The organism is Kutzneria sp. 744, from assembly GCF_000568255.1.
Lineage (GTDB): Bacteria > Actinomycetota > Actinomycetes > Mycobacteriales > Pseudonocardiaceae > Kutzneria.
Genome location: NZ_KK037166.1, coordinates 9,725,944 through 9,742,906, shown reverse-complemented (window position 1 = coordinate 9,742,906; position 16,963 = coordinate 9,725,944). Strand labels below are relative to the sequence as shown.

The following is a 16,963-nucleotide window of genomic DNA, read 5'->3' as shown; positions in this document are numbered from 1 at the left end:
TTTATAAAATTACTTGTAGACGAAGACTGTTCGGGCGGCGCATGTCCTCTCATCACGCCTGGCCGGGCGCCCAGTCCGGGTGGCCGGGCATCGGCGGCGTGTGATCGCCGTACAGCCAGTCCTTGAAGTACGCGGTGTAGTCCTTGCCGGAGAGCCGGTTCGCCACGTCGATGTAGTCCTGTGTGGACGCCGCGCGGTTGCGGAACTGCCGGAAGAAGGTCTGCTCGATGCGCTGGAACGTGTCGGGGCCGACCATGGTGCGCAGGCCGTACAGCATCAGCGCGGCGCTGTTGGTGGTGCCCAGCACGCTGATCGTGTCCTTCGGCCGCCCGGGCGGGCCGTCCGAGGCGCGGAAGCTGTTGTCCTGCTCGTACCACTGCTTGAGGCCGGTCTCCGTGGGCCGGAAACCCTTGTCGCCCTGGTAGAGGAAGCTGTAGAGGCTGGCGTGGCCCTCGCTGAGCCACATGTCGTCGCTCCACCGGTTCACCGACACGGCGTCGCCGAACCACTGGTGCACCAGCTCGTGCACCATCGTCGCGGTGTGCGCGATGTCCCCCTGCAGGCCGGACTTGGCGTCGAACGTGGACAGCGTGGCGTTCTCCATGGCCGCGAAGTAGCCGCCGTCGACACCGAGCACGCCGTAGGTCTCGAAGGGGTACGGCCCGAGCTGCTTCTCCACCCACGCGACCTGGCTCGGGATGTCGTCCACGAAGGCCTTGCTGGCGTCGGCCTGGGCCGTGGCCACGGAGCTGCGCAGCGGCAGGCCGTTCGGCCCCTTGGCGTCGAGCTCGGTGAAGTGGCCGACCGCGAACACCGCCGTGTCGGTGGGAATCGGGTCCCTGGTGCCGAACGTGTAGGTGGTGCGGCCGCCCTCGGTCTTCTTGTCCCTCAGGGTGCCGTTGGACACGGCCTGCACGTCGCTGGGAACCGTGATGTGCGAGGTGATCGTGGCCTTGTCGCTGGGATGGTCGTTGCCGGGGAAGAACTCGTGCGCCCGGTCCGGCTGGGCGAAGGTGACGAACCCGTCCGGCTTCTCGAACCAGTGCACGTTCCGCGGATCGGCCGGGGCCGGCGACACCGGGTCGTAGGTGCGGTCGGAGACGTAGGAGATCTCCACCGCGAACCGCTTTCCCTTGGCCAGCGGACGATCCGGCGTGACATACAGCTTCTCGGTGCTGTCCTGTGTCCGGAACTGGGCGGGCCGGCCGTCCACCCGGACCGAATTGAGCTTGCGGACGGTGGAGTCCAGGCTGAAGGACGACAGGTCCTGCGTCGCCGTCGCGTCGATCCGCACCGCCGAGTCCATCAGCGGCGTGCCCGGCCGGTAGTCGAAGGCGACGTCGTAGTGCCCGACGTCGTAACCGCCGTTGCCCAGGTTCGTGAACACCCGGTCGCCCAGGTGGTCGGCCCCCGGCGTGGGATTGGCGAACGCCGGGGCGGCGACCCCGATGCTGAGTGCCGCGGACATCGCCGCGGCCGTGATGCTTCGTCGCATGCCCGCGACGTTAGCCACGCCGACGCGCCCAGGACGTCGCCGTGGGGAACGGTCAAGAAGCTGTCACCGGGCGGGCATAATCGGCACATGGACGAGGCATTGCACGAGCGGATGCGGGAAGCGATCAGGGATGTGCCGCCGGGAAAGGTGTCGACCTACGGCGACATCGCGGCCATGGTCGGCGCGCCCAGCCCGCGCATGGTGGGGGCGCTGCTGTCCGAGGACGGCCACGACCTGCCCTGGCACCGGATCCTGCGGGCCAACGGCACGCCCTCGCCGCACATCGCGCACGAGCAGCTGGCGCGGCTGCGGGCCGAGGGTGTGTTGGCTGACGGCCAGCGGGTCAATCTCCGGCAGTACCGGTGGCAGCCGGAGGAGTAGGCCGCAGCGGGCAGCCGGTGTCCACGCGCGCCGCGAGATCGGCGCGCACGGCGGCGAGTTCGGCCATCCGCGCGTCGATGACCTGGATCTTGTCGGCGAACAGCGCCGACAGCGCCGCGGCCGAGTCGGGGACGTCCCTCAGCTCCGCGAGATTGTCGGCGATCTCGCCGAGTGAGAAGCCGAGCCGCTGTGCGGTGCGCACGTAGTGCAGCCACGGCACCGTCTCGGGCGGAAAGTCGCGGTAACCGTTGCCGAGCCGCCGCCCGGCGACCAGGCCGATCTTCTCGTAGAACCGGATCGCGTCCCGGCTCATGCCGGTCCGCACGGCCAGTTCCCCGATGCGCATGGTGACTCCGTCGGTCCGTGGACTTGACCTTGAAGCGTACTCCACGGTTTAGCGTCGCCAACCGTGAACTACCGACGACTCGTCCGCGTCAGCGCGGGCTACGACCTTGTTGTCACGGCGGCGTTCGTCACGCCGTGGACCTACGAACTGCTGCGACAGGCGCTGTCCGCCGTCGGCCTCGCGCTCGGTCTCGGCGCGATGCCCGCCACCGACCCCACGGCGACCATGTACGCCGACCTGATGGGGTCGATCGTGGTGGTGTGGGCCGTCTTGCGCCTGATCGACCCGCACCCGGTCCTCGGCCTGTACGACGGCGTGGCGCGGATGTTGTTCGCGATCTGGGAGGCGTACGCCGCCGTGCACGGCGCCACGGGGCTGCTGTGGGGATTCTTCGCCGTCGAGGTGCTCTTCGGCGTCCTACAGCTGGCCCCGTGGCTGTCGGCTCATCCGCCGTGGCCGACGAGATCGTTCACGGCGCGCTTGCGGCGCAGCAGCCGCGGCAGCACGCCGTGATACATCTGCTGGGCCAGCGGAGACGGCGGAACGAGCAGCACCGTGCACTTCGCGTGGGCGGCGCAGTACCTCGGCACCGACGGAATCAGGGCGCGGCGCAACAGGTTCCGCCGTCCCGCCCCGACCACCAGCAGGTCGTTCTCGTCGTCCGCGATGCACACCAACGCCTTGCCGGCGTCGGCCCGCACCGCCATCTGCTGCACTTCAACGTCGTCGGGGACACCGCCCAGTGCCTCGTCCCACGCCGCGGCCAGCCGCTCCCAGGCGCCCTGCTCCCACAACCGTTTGAGCTGCACGTCGAGCGTGCGCCGGTAGGTGGCCTCGCCGCCGGGCGCACTCCACGCGATCACGACGACGAGCGGGACCGCGCGCATCCGCGCCTCGGTCACCGCCCGTCGCAGCGCCTGCAAGCTGCCGACCGAGCCGTCGACACCGACGACGACCCGCCGAACACCATCCATCACCGACCCATGGTATTCACCCCGCGCAAGTCGACAGCGTCACCTGAACGAGTTCTTGACGCTACGTGCCCGAAACCACAGGTCAGTAGACAGTGCCAATGGTGCCGCCTTCGGCGTCGCGGCTCGGCCCCTCGTGACCCCTGCCGTGTTCGATGCCGCGCGTCCCGCGCGGGGCTCGGCCCCTCGTGACCCCTGCCTCGCCCTTGCCGGATTTTCACCCGCCGCATCCGGCTTGCGTGGGTGGGCGTGTCGGGTGGCGGCGGGCGAAAATCCGCCAACCGGGCGAAGCAGGGGCGGGGCCGAGCACTCTCTTGTCTAGAAGTCCTCGTCGAAGCTCACGGTGCCGGTCACGGCCACCTGGTAGGCGGACACGCGGCGTTCGAAGAAGTTGGACAGCTCCTGCACGTCCTGCAACTCCATGAACGCGAACGGGTTCTTGGCGTTGAACTCCGGCGCCATGCCCAGCACGGCCAGCCGCCGGTCGGCGACGTGCTCCAGGTAGGAACGCATGTCCGCCAACGACATGCCGGCCACACCCTGCCCCAGCATGTCCTCGGCGAAGCGCGTCTCGGCGTCGACGGCCTCACGCAGCATCTGCCTGACCTCGGCCTCCAGCTTGTCGTCGAACAGGTCCGGCTCCTCGCGGCGCACGGTGTCGACCACGTCGAAGGCGAACGCCATGTGCATGGACTCGTCGCGGAACACCCAGTTGGTGCCGGACGCCAGGCCGTTGAGCAGGCCCCGCGAGCGCAGGAAGTACACGTAGGCGAAGGCGCCGTAGAAGAACAGACCCTCGATGCACGCGGCGAAGCAGATCAGGTTGAGCAGGAAGCTGCGGCGATCCTCCTTGCTGCGCAACTGGTCCAGGTGCTGGACGGAGTCGATCCACTTGAAGCAGAACTCGGCCTTGTCCCGGATCGACGGGATGTTCTCCACCGCCGCGAACGCCTCGGCCCGCTCGTTCTCGTCGGGAATGTAGGTGTCCAGCAGCGTCAGGTAGAACTGGACGTGCACGGCCTCCTCGAACAGCTGGCGCGACAGGTAGAGCCGGGCCTCGGGGGCGTTGACGTGCTCGTACAGGTTGAGCACCAGGTTGTTGGCGACGATGGTGTCGCCGGTGGCGAAGAACGCGACCAGGCGGTTGATCAGGTGCTGCTCGGCCGGCGTGAGCTTCTTGAGGTCGGCGAGGTCGGAGTGCAGGTCGACCTCCTCGACCGTCCACGTGTTCTTGATGGCGTCACGAAAACGCTCGTAGAACAAGGGATAACGCATGGGCCGCAACGTGAGGTCCATGCCCGGGTCCAGCAAGGACTGCTGGCGGGCGGTGTTCTCGAGCCCGGTGGAAGTTGTCGTGGTCACTGGCAGGCCTCACAGGACTCGGGGTTCTCAAGGGAGCAGGCGATGACGTCCGCCTCGACGACGGAAGCGGCAGCGGTCGGCACGGTGGCCTGCTGGATGCGCGTCGCCGGGCGGGACCGCAGGTAGTACGTGGTCTTCAGCCCGGTCTGCCAGGCGTAGCGGTACATCGAGGACAGCTTGCCGATCGTCGGCGAGGCGACGAACAGGTTCAGCGACTGGCTCTGGTCGATGTACGGGCCGCGCGCGGCGGCCAGGTCGATCAGGGACCGCTGCGGCAGCTCCCAGGCGGTGCGGAACAACGAGCGGCTGGCCTCGGGCAGGCCGGCCAGGCCCTGCGCGGAGCCGTCGTCCCGCTTGAGCTGGTCGCGGGTGGTGGCGGTCCACAGGCCGTGCCGCTTGAGCTCGGCGACGAGATAGGTGTTGACCTGCAAGAACTCCCCGGACAGGGTCTCCCGCTTGCACACGTTGGACACCTGCGGCTCGATACACTCGTAACAGCCGGCGATGGAGGCGATCGTGGCCGTCGGGGCGATCGCGATCAGCAGCGAGTTGCGCAGGCCGCTCTCGGCCACGCGCTCACGCAACGCGGTCCAGCGCTCGGTCTGCGTCGGCGTGACGCCCCACAGATCCGGCTGGAGATCGCCCTGCGCCGCACGGGTCTGGTTGTACGCCGGGTGCGCGCCGGCGGAGGCGGCCAGATCGGCCGAGGTCTCCAGGGCCGTGAGGTAGATCTCCTCGGCGACGCGGGTCGACAGCTCGCGAGCCTCGGGCGAGTCGAAGTCCAGGCGCAGCTTGAAGAACACGTCCTGCAGGCCCATCACGCCCAGGCCGACCGGCCGCCAGCGCGGGTTGGACCGGCCCGCCGGCTCGGTCGGGTAGTAGTTGATGTCGATCACGCGGTCCAGGAACGTGACCCCGGTGCGGACGGTCTCCCGCAGCTTGGTCCAGTCCATGGCGTCGCCGGCCACGTGCGCGCCCAGGTTGACCGAGCCGAGGTTGCACACGGCGGTCTCGGCGTCGCTGGTGACCTCCAGGATCTCCGTGCAGAGATTGGAAAGATGCACCACGTTGCCGGCTTCGGCGGTCTGGTTGCAGGTGCGGTTGGTGGTGTCCTTGAAGGTCATCCAGCCGTTGCCGGTCTGGGCCAGCGTGCGCATCATCTTCGCGTACAGGTCGCGGGCCTTGACCTTGCGCACGGCCCGGCCGGCCTCCTCGGCCGCCCGGTAGGCGCGGTCGAAGTCCTCACCCCACAGGTCCGGCAGCTCCGGCGTCTCGTCCGGGTCGAACAGCGACCACTCGGCGTCGGCCTCGACCCGGCGCATGAACTCGTCCGGGATCCAGTTGGCGATGTTCAGGTTGTGCGTGCGGCGCGCGTCCTCACCCGTGTTGTCGCGCAGCTCAAGGAACTCCTCGATGTCCGGGTGCCACGTCTCCAGGTAGACGCAGGCCGCGCCCTTGCGCCGGCCGCCCTGGTTGACCGCCGCCACCGAGGCGTCCAGCGTGCGCAGCCACGGCACGATCCCGTTGGAGTGGCCGTTGGTGCCGCGGATCAGGGCGCCGCGAGAGCGGACCCGGGACCACTGCACGCCGATGCCGCCGGCGAACTTGGACAGCTGCGCCACCTGTGCGTACCGCTCGTAGATCGACTCGAGCTCGTCGCGGGGCGAGTCCAGCAGGTAGCACGAGGACATCTGGGTGTGCCGGGTGCCCGAGTTGAACAGCGTCGGCGAGCTCGGCAGGTACGCCAGCGAGGACATCAGGCGGTAGAAGCGGATCGCCTCGGCCGCGGTGTGCGACAGGCCGCAGGCCACGCGCAGCAGCCAGTACTGCGGGCGCTCCAGCACCGCCCGGGAATTGGGGTGGCGCAACAGGTAGCGGTCGTACACCGTGCGCAGGCCGAAGTACTCGAAGCGGCGGTCGTTGTCGGCGTCGATCGCGTCGTCCAGCTTGCGAGCGTGCGTGGCCACGAACTTGGCCGTCTCGTCGCCGATCAGGCCCTCGCGGTGGCCCAGCGCGATGCTCTGGCTGAACGAGTGGATGCCCTGGCCGCGGACCTCCTTGTCGATGTACGCGGCGAGCAGCTGCGCGGCCAGCCGGGAGTACTCCGGCTCCTCCGAGACCAGCTCCGCGGCGGTCTGGATGGACAGCCGGTCCAGCTCCTCGGTGGTCGCGCCGTCGTACAGGCCGTTGATCGTCTTGGTGGCGACCCGCAGCGGATCAACCTCGGACAGGCCGACCGCGTTGCGGCCCACCGCTTTCACGATCTTGTTCACGTCGACGGTCTCGAACGCGCCGCTGCGTTTGCGCACCCGCATCGTCGGGTGGGGGTCGGCGTCGACCCGCACGACTGTCTTCACGGCCTTGACTCCTCGCACGCTGTGGGCCCTGGGCGCGAGGACACAGGCGGCACGCGGCCGCGAGGAGTCCCCACGCCCTCCCTCGGGGCCTGGACACGAGCCCGTCCACGGTGCGGAACGGGCGAGCGGGCAGGTCTTCGGACTCACGGGCATGCCTGGTCGGCACCTACTGGCCGTCGCTTCCCGGACCTCTGCGTCCAGTGCTTCGTGACGGCGGTCGTTCCCGTTCACCGCTGCGGGGCAGTCCCGGATTCACACCGGGTTCCCTCTTACGACGACCGCCCTGGCGGGACGGCCGAACCAGCTCGGTGAGCACAATACATGGACGACGATCAGTCGCAAGAACCCACATGTTGTGTCGGCGTGTCAGACGGGCCGAACGCGGTCCACATCTCAGCTCGGCCGCAGCGACCCCGAAGGTCATGTGGCCGCGGTCACCGAGGTTCTTATTGCACCGTTCGTTCTCAACAGACTATCGTCGTCGACATGGACTTCACCAAGACTGTTGCCGTAGTGACCGGTGCGAACCGCGGCCTGGGCCGCAAGTTCGCCGAAGAGCTCGTCGCCCGTGGCGCGAAGGTGTACGCCACCGCACGACGCCCCGAGACCATGGACATCGAGGGCGTCACCCCGCTGCGCCTCGACGTCACCGACCACAGCAGCATCGAGGCCGCCGCCAAGGTCGCCACCGACGCCACCCTCCTGATCAACAACGCCGGCAAGGACGGCGGCGGCGACCTGCTGACCACCACCCTCGACGAGATCCGCGAGCAGCTCGAGGTGCACTACATCGGTTCACTGGCCGCCATCCGCGCCTTCGCGCCGGTGATCGAGGCCAACGGCGGCGGCGCCGTGCTGAACGTGGCCTCGGTCCTGTCCTGGGCCCACTTCCCCGGCGTCGGCTCGTACTCGGTGGCCAAGGCGGCCGAGTGGGCGATGACCAACGCGGTGCGCCAGACGCTGGCGCCCAAGGGCATCACCGTGACCGGCCTGCACGTCGGCTACATGGACACCGACATGGCGGCGCACGTCGACGGCAGCAAGTCCGACCCGGCCGAGGTCGCCAAGGTGACCCTCGACGCCGTCGCCAACGGGGACGCGGAGGTGCTCTTCGACGAGCTCACCCGGAACGTGAAGGCCGGCCTGAGCGCCGCACTGTAGTTCGTGTGAGAGGTTTGTCCCCATGGTTCGGCACAAGGAATTCGATCCGGACACGGCCGTCGCCGACGCGATGGACCTGTTCTGGCGGCGCGGCTACGAGGCGACCTCGGTGCAGGATCTGGTCGAGCACACCGGGGTCGGCCGGCGCAGCATGTACGACACCTTCGGGGACAAGCATTCGCTCTACCTTCGCGCGCTCGACCGCTACCTCACGCTGGCAGAGGACGGGTTCCGCGAGAAGGCCGCGGCGGACGGCCTCTCGGCGATCCGCTCCCTGTTCTCGCTCCTGCTCGAATCGCCGGCCGACGACTTCCGCGGCTGCCTGTTCGTGAACAGCTCGACCGGAATGCGGTTTCTATTCGCACTTTTGGCGGCGCACGTCGACGGCAGCAAGTCCGACCCGGCCGAGGTCGCCAAGGTGACCCTCGACGCCGTCGCCAACGGGGACGCGGAGGTGCTCTTCGACGAGCTCACCCGGAACGTGAAGGCCGGCCTGAGCGCCGCACTGTAGTTCGTGTGAGAGGTTTGTCCCCATGGTTCGGCACAAGGAATTCGATCCGGACACGGCCGTCGCCGACGCGATGGACCTGTTCTGGCGGCGCGGCTACGAGGCGACCTCGGTGCAGGATCTGGTCGAGCACACCGGGGTCGGCCGGCGCAGCATGTACGACACCTTCGGGGACAAGCATTCGCTCTACCTTCGCGCGCTCGACCGCTACCTCACGCTGGCAGAGGACGGGTTCCGCGAGAAGGCCGCGGCGGACGGCCTCTCGGCGATCCGCTCCCTGTTCTCGCTCCTGCTCGAATCGCCGGCCGACGACTTCCGCGGCTGCCTGTTCGTGAACAGCTCGACCGAATTGGGGCCTTCGGACGACGCCGTCGCCGAGCGACTCGCGCAGCACTCGGCGGTGGCGCGCGAGACGCTGGCGGGGATGATCCGCCAGGGTCAGCGGGACGGTTCCGTCACCGACCGGATCGATGCCGAAACCGCCACCGCCGTCGCCTTCAACGCCTGGGTCGGAGTCCGGGTGCAGGTCCGGGCACGCACCCCCCGCGACCAGATCATCCACGATGTGGAAAAACTGTTGGCCCTGCTCAACGGTTCACGGACCTGAACAATTCACCTGCCCGAAAGGTATTGACGGGGCAAGCGTGGGTATCCCAAACTGATGGCCCCTGCTCTTCTCGAAGTCGGTATGGCACCGCCGCCAAACCGGAGGAGATTAAAACCCATGCACACAATCCCTGCCAGCGTTTCTCGCTGTGACGGGGCGGCTCGACAACCCCGGGATCCTGCCTGATCCCTCGGTTCCCTGACGCCGCCACACGTCCCTGCGAGGAGTAAAAATTGAACAAGAAGCTCACGGCGAGCGCCCTGACCCTCGCCGCGGCCGGCACGCTGTTCGCCGGCCAATCCGCCATGGCCGCCCCCGCCCTGAACACCGGGGTCGCGCCGGGTGGAAACTTCAATTTGTCGGTGTGGTCCCTCCAGGAGCCGGTCGGCTCCCCCGGTTCGCCGACGACGATCAGCCCCAGCCGGCTGAAAGGCGCGAGCGGCTACACCGACAAGTACTTCTACACGGACAAGACCGACGGTTCCATGACGTTCTGGGACCCGGAGAACGGCGTGCACACGCCCAACTCCAACTTCTCCCGTTCTGAGCTGCGTGAAATGAATTCGAGCGGGTCCGCGGCCAGCTGGGGCCTGCCCGGCACGCACAAGCTCAGCGCCACGGTCAAGGTGACCAAGGTGCCGTCCAGTGTCTGCGTCGGGCAGATTCACGCCAGCGAGGGCAGCGGCACCACCAAACCGCTGATCGAACTCTACTACCACAGCAACGGCGACATCATCGCCGGCATCGAGAACGGCCCCGGCGGCGGCCAGACCGCGCACACCGTCGGCCACGTCTCGCTGAACACGCAGTTCAGCTACGTCATCAGCGTCACCGGCGGCAACACCATCAACGTCGCGATCAACGGCAGCAACCATTCCTTCGGCATTCCGTCGGGCTGGAAGGGCTATCCGCAGTACTTCAAGGCCGGCGACTACAACCAGAGCGCCAGCAGCAGCTCCACCAACGGCGCGACCGTGCATTTCTACGCTCTGACGGTCTCGCACAGCTGAGTTGTCCCTGTTCGGCCCGGCGGATTCGTCCGCCGGGCCGTTCGGCATGCCGTCACCGGCCTCGCTCGGCCGGCGTCCGGCCGGCGGCGGTGATGCGCACGACAGGCATCAGCGGGTGGTCAGGCCGGGCAGCTGCGGCTGGGAGGCGCAGCGGTTGGTCGGCCCGCGCCACATGTCGATGGCGTCGGGCTCGGACGGGTCGAAGTACCGAACCCGCCAGGCGTCGTCGTCCTCGATCCGCCGAACGCCGTAGGAGTACTCGTACGTCAGGCCCTCGGGCCCCTTGAAGTACAGGAAGACGGCGCCGGACTGGGGGTGCCGGCCGGGGCCCTGCTCGATCTCGATCCCGTTGTCCTGCAGGAAGTGCCAGCTGCGCATGACGTCGTCGATGGACTCGACCTGGAAGTTCATGTGGCACAGGCCCGGCCCGGCGCCCTGGAACACGGCCATCTTGTGGTGCACGGGATCGAAGCGCATCAGGCACGCGGCGTCACCGATCCAGTCGGACACCTTCAGGGTGAAGTGCTTGGTCCAGAACTTGTGCGCGGCCCGGACGTCGGGGGCGTCGAGGCAGAGGTGGCCGAACTCGGTGATGCCGGCGGCGCGGGCGAAGTTGACCGGCGTGGGCACCTCCTTCTGGTCCACCACGAGGTCGACGACGTTGCCGAACGGGTCCTCGAAGGCGATGAACTCCCGCACGTGCCGGTCGGCGGCGGCCGCCTTGTCGCCACGGCTGACGGTGAGCCCGGCCGCCTCGAGCTCGGACTCGGCGTCGGCGAGCCGGTCCTCGTCGGCGAGTGTGAAGGCCGAGGAGATGACACCGGCCTCACCGGCCACAAAGGACAGACAGTGATGCCGGTTGTCGGCCCGCAGATAGGCCCGCTCCGCGGTCCGCTCGACCAGTTCGAGGCCCACCACGTCGACGGCGAAGCCGATGGCGGTCTCCAGGTCCGCGGTGCCGGAGCGGACGTAGGCGATGTCCTGGATGGCGATCACTGCCCCACCTCGCTGTCAGACGGCAACCCAACGCTCACAACGGTACAGGTATCGATATACATGTCAATCCTACCGTTGACAGATATACAGATACCGGTAACCATTGCCCCATGTCGCCAGCCAGCATCGCCGAGGACCTGACCCGGGCCGGCCACGCGCTCGACGCGGCCGGGCTGGTCACCGCGTTCGGGCACGTCAGCGCCCGGATCTCCGACGAGGAGCTGCTCATCACGCCGCCGTGGCCGCTGGGCGCGCTGGCCGGTGGTGAATTCCCCCAGCTGTCCATTTGTGCGGGGGAACTTCCCGATGACGCGCCCCGCGAGGCGTGGATGCACACCGCCATTGCCGCCGTTCGACCGGACGTCGGCGCCATCTGCCGGGCCCAGCCGCCGACCGTCGCCGCCACCGCGACGCTGGGCATCCCACTCGTGCCGCTGCACGGCCAGGGCTCGCTGCTCGGCCCGATCGTCCCGATCTTCCACAACTCGCGCCTGATCCGTGAACCCGGGATCGCCCGCGAACTGGCCGCCGCGCTGGGCAGCGCGACGGCCCTCGTGCTGCGCGGCAACGGCGCCATCACCGTCGGCGCCACCCTGCCCGAGGCCGTGGCCCGCATGTGGATCCTCGAGGAGACCGCGAAGCTCACGCTCGCCGTCGCCGCCCACGGCCCGGTCCGCCCGCTGCCCGCCGAGGAGCAGGCGGCCTGGGCGGCAACGGGTTCCGAACTGCTCAACCGCATCTGGCACCACCTGACCGCAGCGTCGCGGTGAAAGGACCCCCGCCATGCCGAACAGAGTCTCCCGCGGCGCCTTATGGAGCGTCGTCATCCTGTGCGCCTTCGCCGTCACCTTCGACGGCTACGACCTGGTCGTCTACGGCACGACCGTGCCGTCCCTGCTGGCGGCCTGGCACATCGGCCCCGCGCAGGCCGGCACGATCGGCAGCTACGCGCTGATCGGCATGCTCATCGGCGCGCTGCTGGTGGGCACGGTGACCGACCTGATCGGCCGCCGCCGGATCCTCGTGCTCTGCATGGTGTGGTTCTCCGTCTGCACGGCGCTGTGCGCGCTGGCCCCGAACCCGGAAGTGCTCGGGTTGTTGAGGTTCGTGGCCGGCATCGGCCTCGGCGGCCTGATGCCGACCGCCGCCGCGCTGGTTGTCGAGTACGCGCCCGCCGGCAAGCACAACATCACGTACGTGCTGATGCAGTCGGGTTACGCGGTCGGCGGCATCCTGGCCTCCGCGCTGGCGATCTCGGTGATCCCGTCACTGGGCTGGCAGACCATGTACCTGATCGGCGCCGCCCCGGTGCTGGCGGTGCCGTTCGCGCTGCGCTGGCTGCCGGAGTCGTTGGAGTACCTGGTGTTGCGTGGCCGTACCGACGAGGCCGTCACGCTGGCCGTTCGGCTCGGCGTCGAGGTGCCGGTGATCTCCTTGTCGGAGAAGCGGAACTGGCTCAGCTCGCTGCGCGAGTTGGCCGCGCCCGGATACCGGCTCGGCACGATCCTGTTGTGGCTGGCCAGCTTCAGCTCGCTGCTGATGGTGTACGGCATGAACACCTGGCTGCCGCAGATCATGCGCCAGGCCGACTTCCCGCTCGGCTCGGCCCTGAGCTTCCTGCTGGTGTTCAACCTGGGCTCGATCATCGGCTCGGCGATCGGCGGCCGGGCGGCCGACATCCTCGGCTCCAAGCCGGTCGTCGCCGTGTCCTTCCTGCTGGCCGTGGTGAGCATCGCGCTGCTGGCCACGCGACCGTCCACAGTGGTCATCTACGTCCTGTCGGGCGTGGCCGGCTACGGCACCATCGGCACCACCAACCTGATCAACGTCTTCGTCACCCGCTACTACCCGTCCACGTCGCGGGCCACCGGCATCGGCTGGTCGCTCGGCGTCGGCCGGCTCGGCGCCATCCTCGGCCCCGTGCTCGGCGGCCTCGTGCTCGCCTCCGGCGCGAGCTACGTGTGGAACTTCTACCTCTTCGCCGCCGTGGCGGTCATCGGTCTCGTCGCGACGGGCCTGGTGCCGGTCACCCGCCGGCAGCCGGTCGCCATCCAACTGAGGGAGCAGACATCGTGAAGATTCAGCACGTCATCGGCGGGGTGGAGACCGACTCCGCCGACGGCGCCACCTATGACGACATCGACCCGTACACGCGGCAGAGCTACGCCACTGTCGCCCGCGCGTCGGCGGCGGACGTGGACCTGGCGGTGGCCGCCGCGCGCCGGGCGTTCGACGAAGGTCCTTGGCCCCGCATGGGTTTCGCCGAGCGCGGCCGCCTGCTGCACAAGTTCGCCGACCTGATGGAGGAGCACGCGGCGGAGCTTGGCGAGGCCGAGGGCCACGACATGGGCAAGCCCATCGCGGCCGCCTCCTCGCATGACGTGCCGCGCTCGGCGCAGAACTTCCGGTTCTTCGCCGATCATGCTCGACTGGCCGTCGCTGAGGCTTTACCGTCGGACATCGGCATGCACACCTACACGCGGTACGAGTCGGCCGGTGTGGTGGCGGCGATCGCCCCGTGGAACTTCCCGCTGATGCTGGCCACGTGGAAGATCGCGCCGGCCCTGGCGTGGGGCAACACCGTGGTGTTGAAGCCGTCCGAGGACACCCCGCGCTCGGCGGCAATCATCGGCCGGCTGGCGTTGGAGGCCGGCATCCCCGAGGGCGTGTTGAACGTGGTGCTGGGCTTCGGCGACGCCGGCGCGGTATTGACGCGTGACCCGCGCGTGGACCGGATCACCTTCACGGGATCGTCCTTGACGGGTCGTGCGATCGCGGGGGCGGGGGCGGCGAATTTGACGCCGGTGAGCCTGGAACTGGGCGGCAAGGGGTCGAACCTGGTGTTCGACGACGCGAACCTCGATGTGGCCGTGGACTGGTCGATCCGGGCGGCGTTCAGCAACACGGGCCAGGTGTGCCTGGCCGGCTCGCGGCTGTACGTGCAGCAGGGCGTGTACGACGAGTTCCTGTCGCGGTTCGTCAGCGCGGCCGAGGCGATGACGCTGGGCGATCCATCCGATCCGTCGACCTCGATCGGGCCGTTGGCGTCCGAGAGGCACTACACCAAGGTCATCGGGTATTTGGAGCCGGAGAAGACCGGTGGGGCGAAGGTTCTGACCGGCGGGCTCGGCGAGGACTGGTTCGTGCGGCCGACCGTGTTGACGGACGTGCCGCAGGATGCGCCGGTGCAGCGGGAAGAGGTGTTCGGGCCGGTCGTGACAGTCACTCCGTTCGCGTCCGAGGAGGACGGCGTTCGGCTGGCCAACGACACGCCGTACGGGCTGTCCGCCATGGTGTTCAGCGACGGGCTGCACCGAGCGCACCGGGTGGCCGGCGCCCTGCGCAGCGGCAACGTCTGGGTCAACTGCTTCTTCGTGCGTGACCTGCGCGCGCCGTTCGGCGGCGTCGGCGACTCCGGGTGGGGGCGTGAGGGCGGCACCTTCAGCCGGGAGTTCTTCACCGAGCCGAAGACCGTGAGCATGCGGATCGACGGCTGACGGTTAGTATCGGATCATGTCGCTGCAGCATGCCTTGTTGGGGGTGCTGGAGGCACGCCCGATGTCCGGCTACGACCTCGTTCGGTTCTTCGACGGCTCCACCGGCTGGATCTGGGCCGCGCCGCAGAGCCAGATCTATCCCATGCTCCGCCGCATGGAACAGTCCGGCTTGATCGCCGGTGACGAGGAGGCCCGTGGGCCCCGGTTGACCCGGACGGTGTATTCGGTGACGGAGAAGGGGCATCAGGAGCTCGCGTCGTGGCTGGGGACGGCGCACGATGCTGCCCCGCCCCGGGATCCGTTCATGGTGCAGGCGTTGAACTTCGACACCATTCCGACGGAGGAGGCGATGAAGGTTTTGGACGCCTTCATCGCCGAGCAGTCGAAGGCGGCGGAGGAGGCCGAGGCGCACCGGGATCGGTTGCTGCGTAAGGACACTGCGCTGTTGAAGGAGCGTCTCACGCGCCGGGATCCTGAGGAGCACGATCGGATCGCGCGGTTGAAGGCGCACGTGTTCGAGGGGATCGCGGCGGTGGCTCGGGTGCGGGTGGAATGGGCAAAGGAAGGGCAGCGGTTGTTGGGGGAATAAGGGGGCGGCTGTCAGCAGAGTGGGGCGGGGTTTGTGGATGTTGAGCCGGGATGCTTTGTTGGGTCGCGTGGATTTGGCGCGGAGCCACTGATCGATGTCGCGAAGGGCAAATACCGGGCAGGCAGGCAAGCCAGCCCTTCGCATGGTCAATTGTACGACATCGATCCCCTCCACGCAAAATCCACGCTTCTCCAGATAGAGGAGGGGTTGGCGTTGAAAGGCCTCTCGACGCCGCCACTTGTCGGTGATGCGGCCGTTGCTGGTTGGCGCGATTATGCATGAGAACATCACCCGTTAGTGATTCGATTTCGATCACACGTGCGAGTATCCTGAAGACATGAGGGAAATCACCCGAGAAATGGAAAACATGGAACCCGACGGAGCCATGTTCGACCTCCTCACCGGGATAGACCTCGACAGCCTCTGCACTGACCAGTTAGTCACCCTCGCCATCCTCGCCCGGAAGATGAAATCAGCCTGCGAATGGGCCGAGCTCGCCGTCCTGAAACGTGTCGACGACACCACCGAACTCGCCATGGCCCAATACCGCTAAGTGGTTGGTTTCGGAAGTCCTTCGGGGGTCGGTTGGGAAGTCAGACGGGATCGCCGAGGTAGAGACCACAGGCACAGTCCAGGGCCTCTTCCGGGCTGCCAAAGGGAAGCCCGCTGGGCAGGACCTGGTCCTCATACTTCCCGGAGCTGGCCAGGTACAGCCCGAAGCCCCAGTGCCGGGCCGAACCGCCGTAGCGCAACCGGATCAGTGGCTGGATCGTCCCGTCGGCCAGATGCGCGTCGGCGTAGGCGAACTGGCCGCGGTACCGCACGTCCAGGCTGGCCACCCGCGGCCACCGTGTCCGGGCATGCACGGCCAGCCGATAGGACAGGGAGTTCTTCGTGGACTCGGGCGGGGTGGCCATGGCCATCATCGTGCCCCACCACCACGATGATCACCGTCCTGATCCTCGATCACGAGAGTGAGTGTGGTGGCGGTGCCCGCGATGGCGGCCTGTCCGGTGCGGGTGACCGGCGCCCTGCGGCGGATCCTGATCCGGCGGGCGCGGGGACACACCACGCCGTATCGCGACAAGATCCGCGTGTGGATCGTGCTGCGGGCCGCCGATCGGCAGACCAACACCCAGATCGCCGCGGAAGCGCCCGTCTCATGACACGGTGCGCACCTGGCGGGGCCGGTTCGCCGAGCACGGCCTGGCCCGGATTGATGGATCGGCCCCGCTCGGGGCGGCCGTCCCGGTTCAGCCCGGTGCAGATCGCGCAGGTCACCGCGCTGGCCTGCCAGCTTCCCGCCCGTGTCGGGGTGCCGCTGGCGCGGTGGTCGTGTCCGGAACTGGCCCGCGAGGTGGTGGCCCAGGGGGTCGCCGAGCGGGTCTCGGCGGCCACGGTGCGCCGCTGGCTGGCCCGGAACGCGATCAAGCCCTGGCAGTACCGGTCGTGGGTCTTTCCCCGTGATCCTGACTTCGCCGTGACGGCCGAGCGGGTGCTGGATCTGTATCACCGCCGCTTCAACGGCCGGGAACTCGGGGCGGGCGAGTTCGTGATCTCCAGTGATGAGTTGGGTCGGACCGGGGCGCGTTGACGTCCTTACGAACGTTACGTTTCCCCGGCCCGCCCGCCGAACCGGACGTGCCCATTCCTGAGCATCCGGCTCTCCACGAGCCCGTGTCA

The 16,963-nt window shown here is 68.3% G+C and carries 20 protein-coding genes and 1 riboswitch; of the genes, 13 read left to right on the top strand and 7 right to left on the bottom strand.

Translation table 11 applies throughout. The features are described 5' to 3' along the window. Window positions 1-52: 52 nt before the first annotated feature. Complete coding sequence (locus tag KUTG_RS44565; protein ID WP_043732835.1) at window positions 53-1,495, bottom strand: M1 family metallopeptidase; 1,443 nt, start codon at window positions 1,493-1,495, stop codon at window positions 53-55. Window positions 1,496-1,582: 87 nt separating this feature from the next. On the opposite strand from KUTG_RS44565, the gene KUTG_RS44560 reads away from it, so the two are divergent. Then, complete coding sequence (locus KUTG_RS44560; protein ID WP_043725837.1) at window positions 1,583-1,876, top strand: MGMT family protein; 294 nt, start codon at window positions 1,583-1,585, stop codon at window positions 1,874-1,876. Here the strand turns inward: KUTG_RS44560 and KUTG_RS44555 are convergent. After that, on the bottom strand, window positions 1,839-2,222 hold the full coding sequence (locus tag KUTG_RS44555; RefSeq protein ID WP_043725836.1) for a MerR family transcriptional regulator: 384 nt from the start codon (window positions 2,220-2,222) through the stop codon (window positions 1,839-1,841). The two genes, KUTG_RS44560 and KUTG_RS44555, sit on opposite strands and share 38 nt — an antisense overlap. Before the next feature lie 63 nt (window positions 2,223-2,285). Between KUTG_RS44555 and KUTG_RS44550 the strand changes: the two genes are divergently transcribed. Then, window positions 2,286-2,735: a hypothetical protein gene (locus KUTG_RS44550; RefSeq protein WP_063753641.1), complete on the top strand. Its 450-nt coding sequence runs from the start codon at window positions 2,286-2,288 to the stop codon at window positions 2,733-2,735. On the opposite strand, the gene KUTG_RS44545 is transcribed toward KUTG_RS44550, so the two are convergent. The 3 genes from KUTG_RS44545 to KUTG_RS44535 all read right to left on the bottom strand — a co-directional run bounded on the left by KUTG_RS44545 (window position 2,666) and on the right by KUTG_RS44535 (window position 6,912). Continuing rightward, complete coding sequence (locus tag KUTG_RS44545) at window positions 2,666-3,196, bottom strand: universal stress protein (RefSeq protein ID WP_043725834.1); 531 nt, start codon at window positions 3,194-3,196, stop codon at window positions 2,666-2,668. The genes KUTG_RS44550 and KUTG_RS44545 overlap by 70 nt on opposite strands. Window positions 3,197-3,511: 315 nt before the next feature. After that, complete coding sequence (locus KUTG_RS44540) at window positions 3,512-4,555, bottom strand: ribonucleotide-diphosphate reductase subunit beta (protein WP_232241275.1); 1,044 nt, start codon at window positions 4,553-4,555, stop codon at window positions 3,512-3,514. Beyond that, complete coding sequence (locus KUTG_RS44535) at window positions 4,552-6,912, bottom strand: ribonucleoside-diphosphate reductase subunit alpha (protein WP_232241274.1); 2,361 nt, start codon at window positions 6,910-6,912, stop codon at window positions 4,552-4,554. The genes KUTG_RS44540 and KUTG_RS44535 overlap by 4 nt, the downstream gene beginning before the upstream one ends. A gap of 110 nt (window positions 6,913-7,022) precedes the next feature. Continuing rightward, window positions 7,023-7,232: riboswitch (cobalamin riboswitch) on the bottom strand. A gap of 166 nt (window positions 7,233-7,398) precedes the next feature. On the opposite strand from KUTG_RS44535, the gene KUTG_RS44530 reads away from it, so the two are divergent. The 4 genes from KUTG_RS44530 to KUTG_RS44515 all read left to right on the top strand — a co-directional run bounded on the left by KUTG_RS44530 (window position 7,399) and on the right by KUTG_RS44515 (window position 10,198). Next, on the top strand, window positions 7,399-8,073 hold the full coding sequence (locus KUTG_RS44530) for an SDR family oxidoreductase (RefSeq protein ID WP_043725827.1): 675 nt from the start codon (window positions 7,399-7,401) through the stop codon (window positions 8,071-8,073). A 22-nt stretch (window positions 8,074-8,095) separates the two neighbouring features. Continuing rightward, entirely contained in the window at window positions 8,096-8,584 is a 489-nt protein-coding gene (locus KUTG_RS57310; RefSeq protein ID WP_084580527.1) for a TetR/AcrR family transcriptional regulator, read from the top strand. Window positions 8,585-8,654: 70 nt separating this feature from the next. Further along, window positions 8,655-9,188, top strand: a complete 534-nt coding sequence (locus tag KUTG_RS44520; RefSeq protein ID WP_232241273.1) for a TetR/AcrR family transcriptional regulator — start codon at window positions 8,655-8,657, stop codon at window positions 9,186-9,188. A gap of 233 nt (window positions 9,189-9,421) precedes the next feature. After that, complete coding sequence (locus KUTG_RS44515) at window positions 9,422-10,198, top strand: polysaccharide lyase family 7 protein (protein ID WP_232241272.1); 777 nt, start codon at window positions 9,422-9,424, stop codon at window positions 10,196-10,198. A 108-nt stretch (window positions 10,199-10,306) separates the two neighbouring features. Here KUTG_RS44515 and KUTG_RS44510 read toward each other — a convergent pair whose 3' ends face one another. Further along, window positions 10,307-11,194 (bottom strand): VOC family protein, encoded by an 888-nt coding sequence (locus KUTG_RS44510; protein ID WP_043725824.1) that lies wholly within the window; start codon window positions 11,192-11,194, stop codon window positions 10,307-10,309. A 110-nt stretch (window positions 11,195-11,304) separates the two neighbouring features. On the opposite strand from KUTG_RS44510, the gene KUTG_RS44505 reads away from it, so the two are divergent. The 5 genes from KUTG_RS44505 to KUTG_RS44485 all read left to right on the top strand — a co-directional run bounded on the left by KUTG_RS44505 (window position 11,305) and on the right by KUTG_RS44485 (window position 15,833). Next, on the top strand, window positions 11,305-11,964 hold the full coding sequence (locus KUTG_RS44505; RefSeq protein WP_043725821.1) for a class II aldolase/adducin family protein: 660 nt from the start codon (window positions 11,305-11,307) through the stop codon (window positions 11,962-11,964). Window positions 11,965-11,977: 13 nt separating this feature from the next. Further along, on the top strand, window positions 11,978-13,270 hold the full coding sequence (locus tag KUTG_RS44500; RefSeq protein WP_052396140.1) for an MFS transporter: 1,293 nt from the start codon (window positions 11,978-11,980) through the stop codon (window positions 13,268-13,270). After that, window positions 13,267-14,691, top strand: coding sequence for an aldehyde dehydrogenase (locus tag KUTG_RS44495; RefSeq protein ID WP_052396139.1), 1,425 nt, complete (start codon window positions 13,267-13,269; stop codon window positions 14,689-14,691). The genes KUTG_RS44500 and KUTG_RS44495 overlap by 4 nt, the downstream gene beginning before the upstream one ends. 16 nt (window positions 14,692-14,707) lie before the next feature. Continuing rightward, window positions 14,708-15,280: a PadR family transcriptional regulator gene (locus KUTG_RS44490; protein ID WP_043725820.1), complete on the top strand. Its 573-nt coding sequence runs from the start codon at window positions 14,708-14,710 to the stop codon at window positions 15,278-15,280. Between the two features lie 337 nt (window positions 15,281-15,617). After that, window positions 15,618-15,833: a hypothetical protein gene (locus KUTG_RS44485; RefSeq protein WP_043725816.1), complete on the top strand. Its 216-nt coding sequence runs from the start codon at window positions 15,618-15,620 to the stop codon at window positions 15,831-15,833. Window positions 15,834-15,873: 40 nt separating this feature from the next. Here KUTG_RS44485 and KUTG_RS44480 read toward each other — a convergent pair whose 3' ends face one another. Continuing rightward, window positions 15,874-16,197 carry a hypothetical protein gene (locus tag KUTG_RS44480; protein ID WP_043728364.1) on the bottom strand — a complete coding sequence of 108 codons (324 nt, stop codon included), beginning with the start codon at window positions 16,195-16,197 and terminating at the stop codon, window positions 15,874-15,876. 66 nt (window positions 16,198-16,263) lie between these two features. Here KUTG_RS44480 and KUTG_RS62405 point away from each other — a divergent pair, with 66 nt between their 5' ends. Both KUTG_RS62405 and KUTG_RS62400 read left to right on the top strand, forming a co-directional pair. Beyond that, window positions 16,264-16,446, top strand: coding sequence for a hypothetical protein (locus KUTG_RS62405; protein ID WP_198047528.1), 183 nt, complete (start codon window positions 16,264-16,266; stop codon window positions 16,444-16,446). Between the two features lie 53 nt (window positions 16,447-16,499). After that, a complete protein-coding gene (locus KUTG_RS62400; RefSeq protein WP_198047527.1) occupies window positions 16,500-16,874 on the top strand; it encodes a helix-turn-helix domain-containing protein in 375 nt (124 codons plus the stop codon). Window positions 16,875-16,963 lie beyond the last annotated feature (89 nt).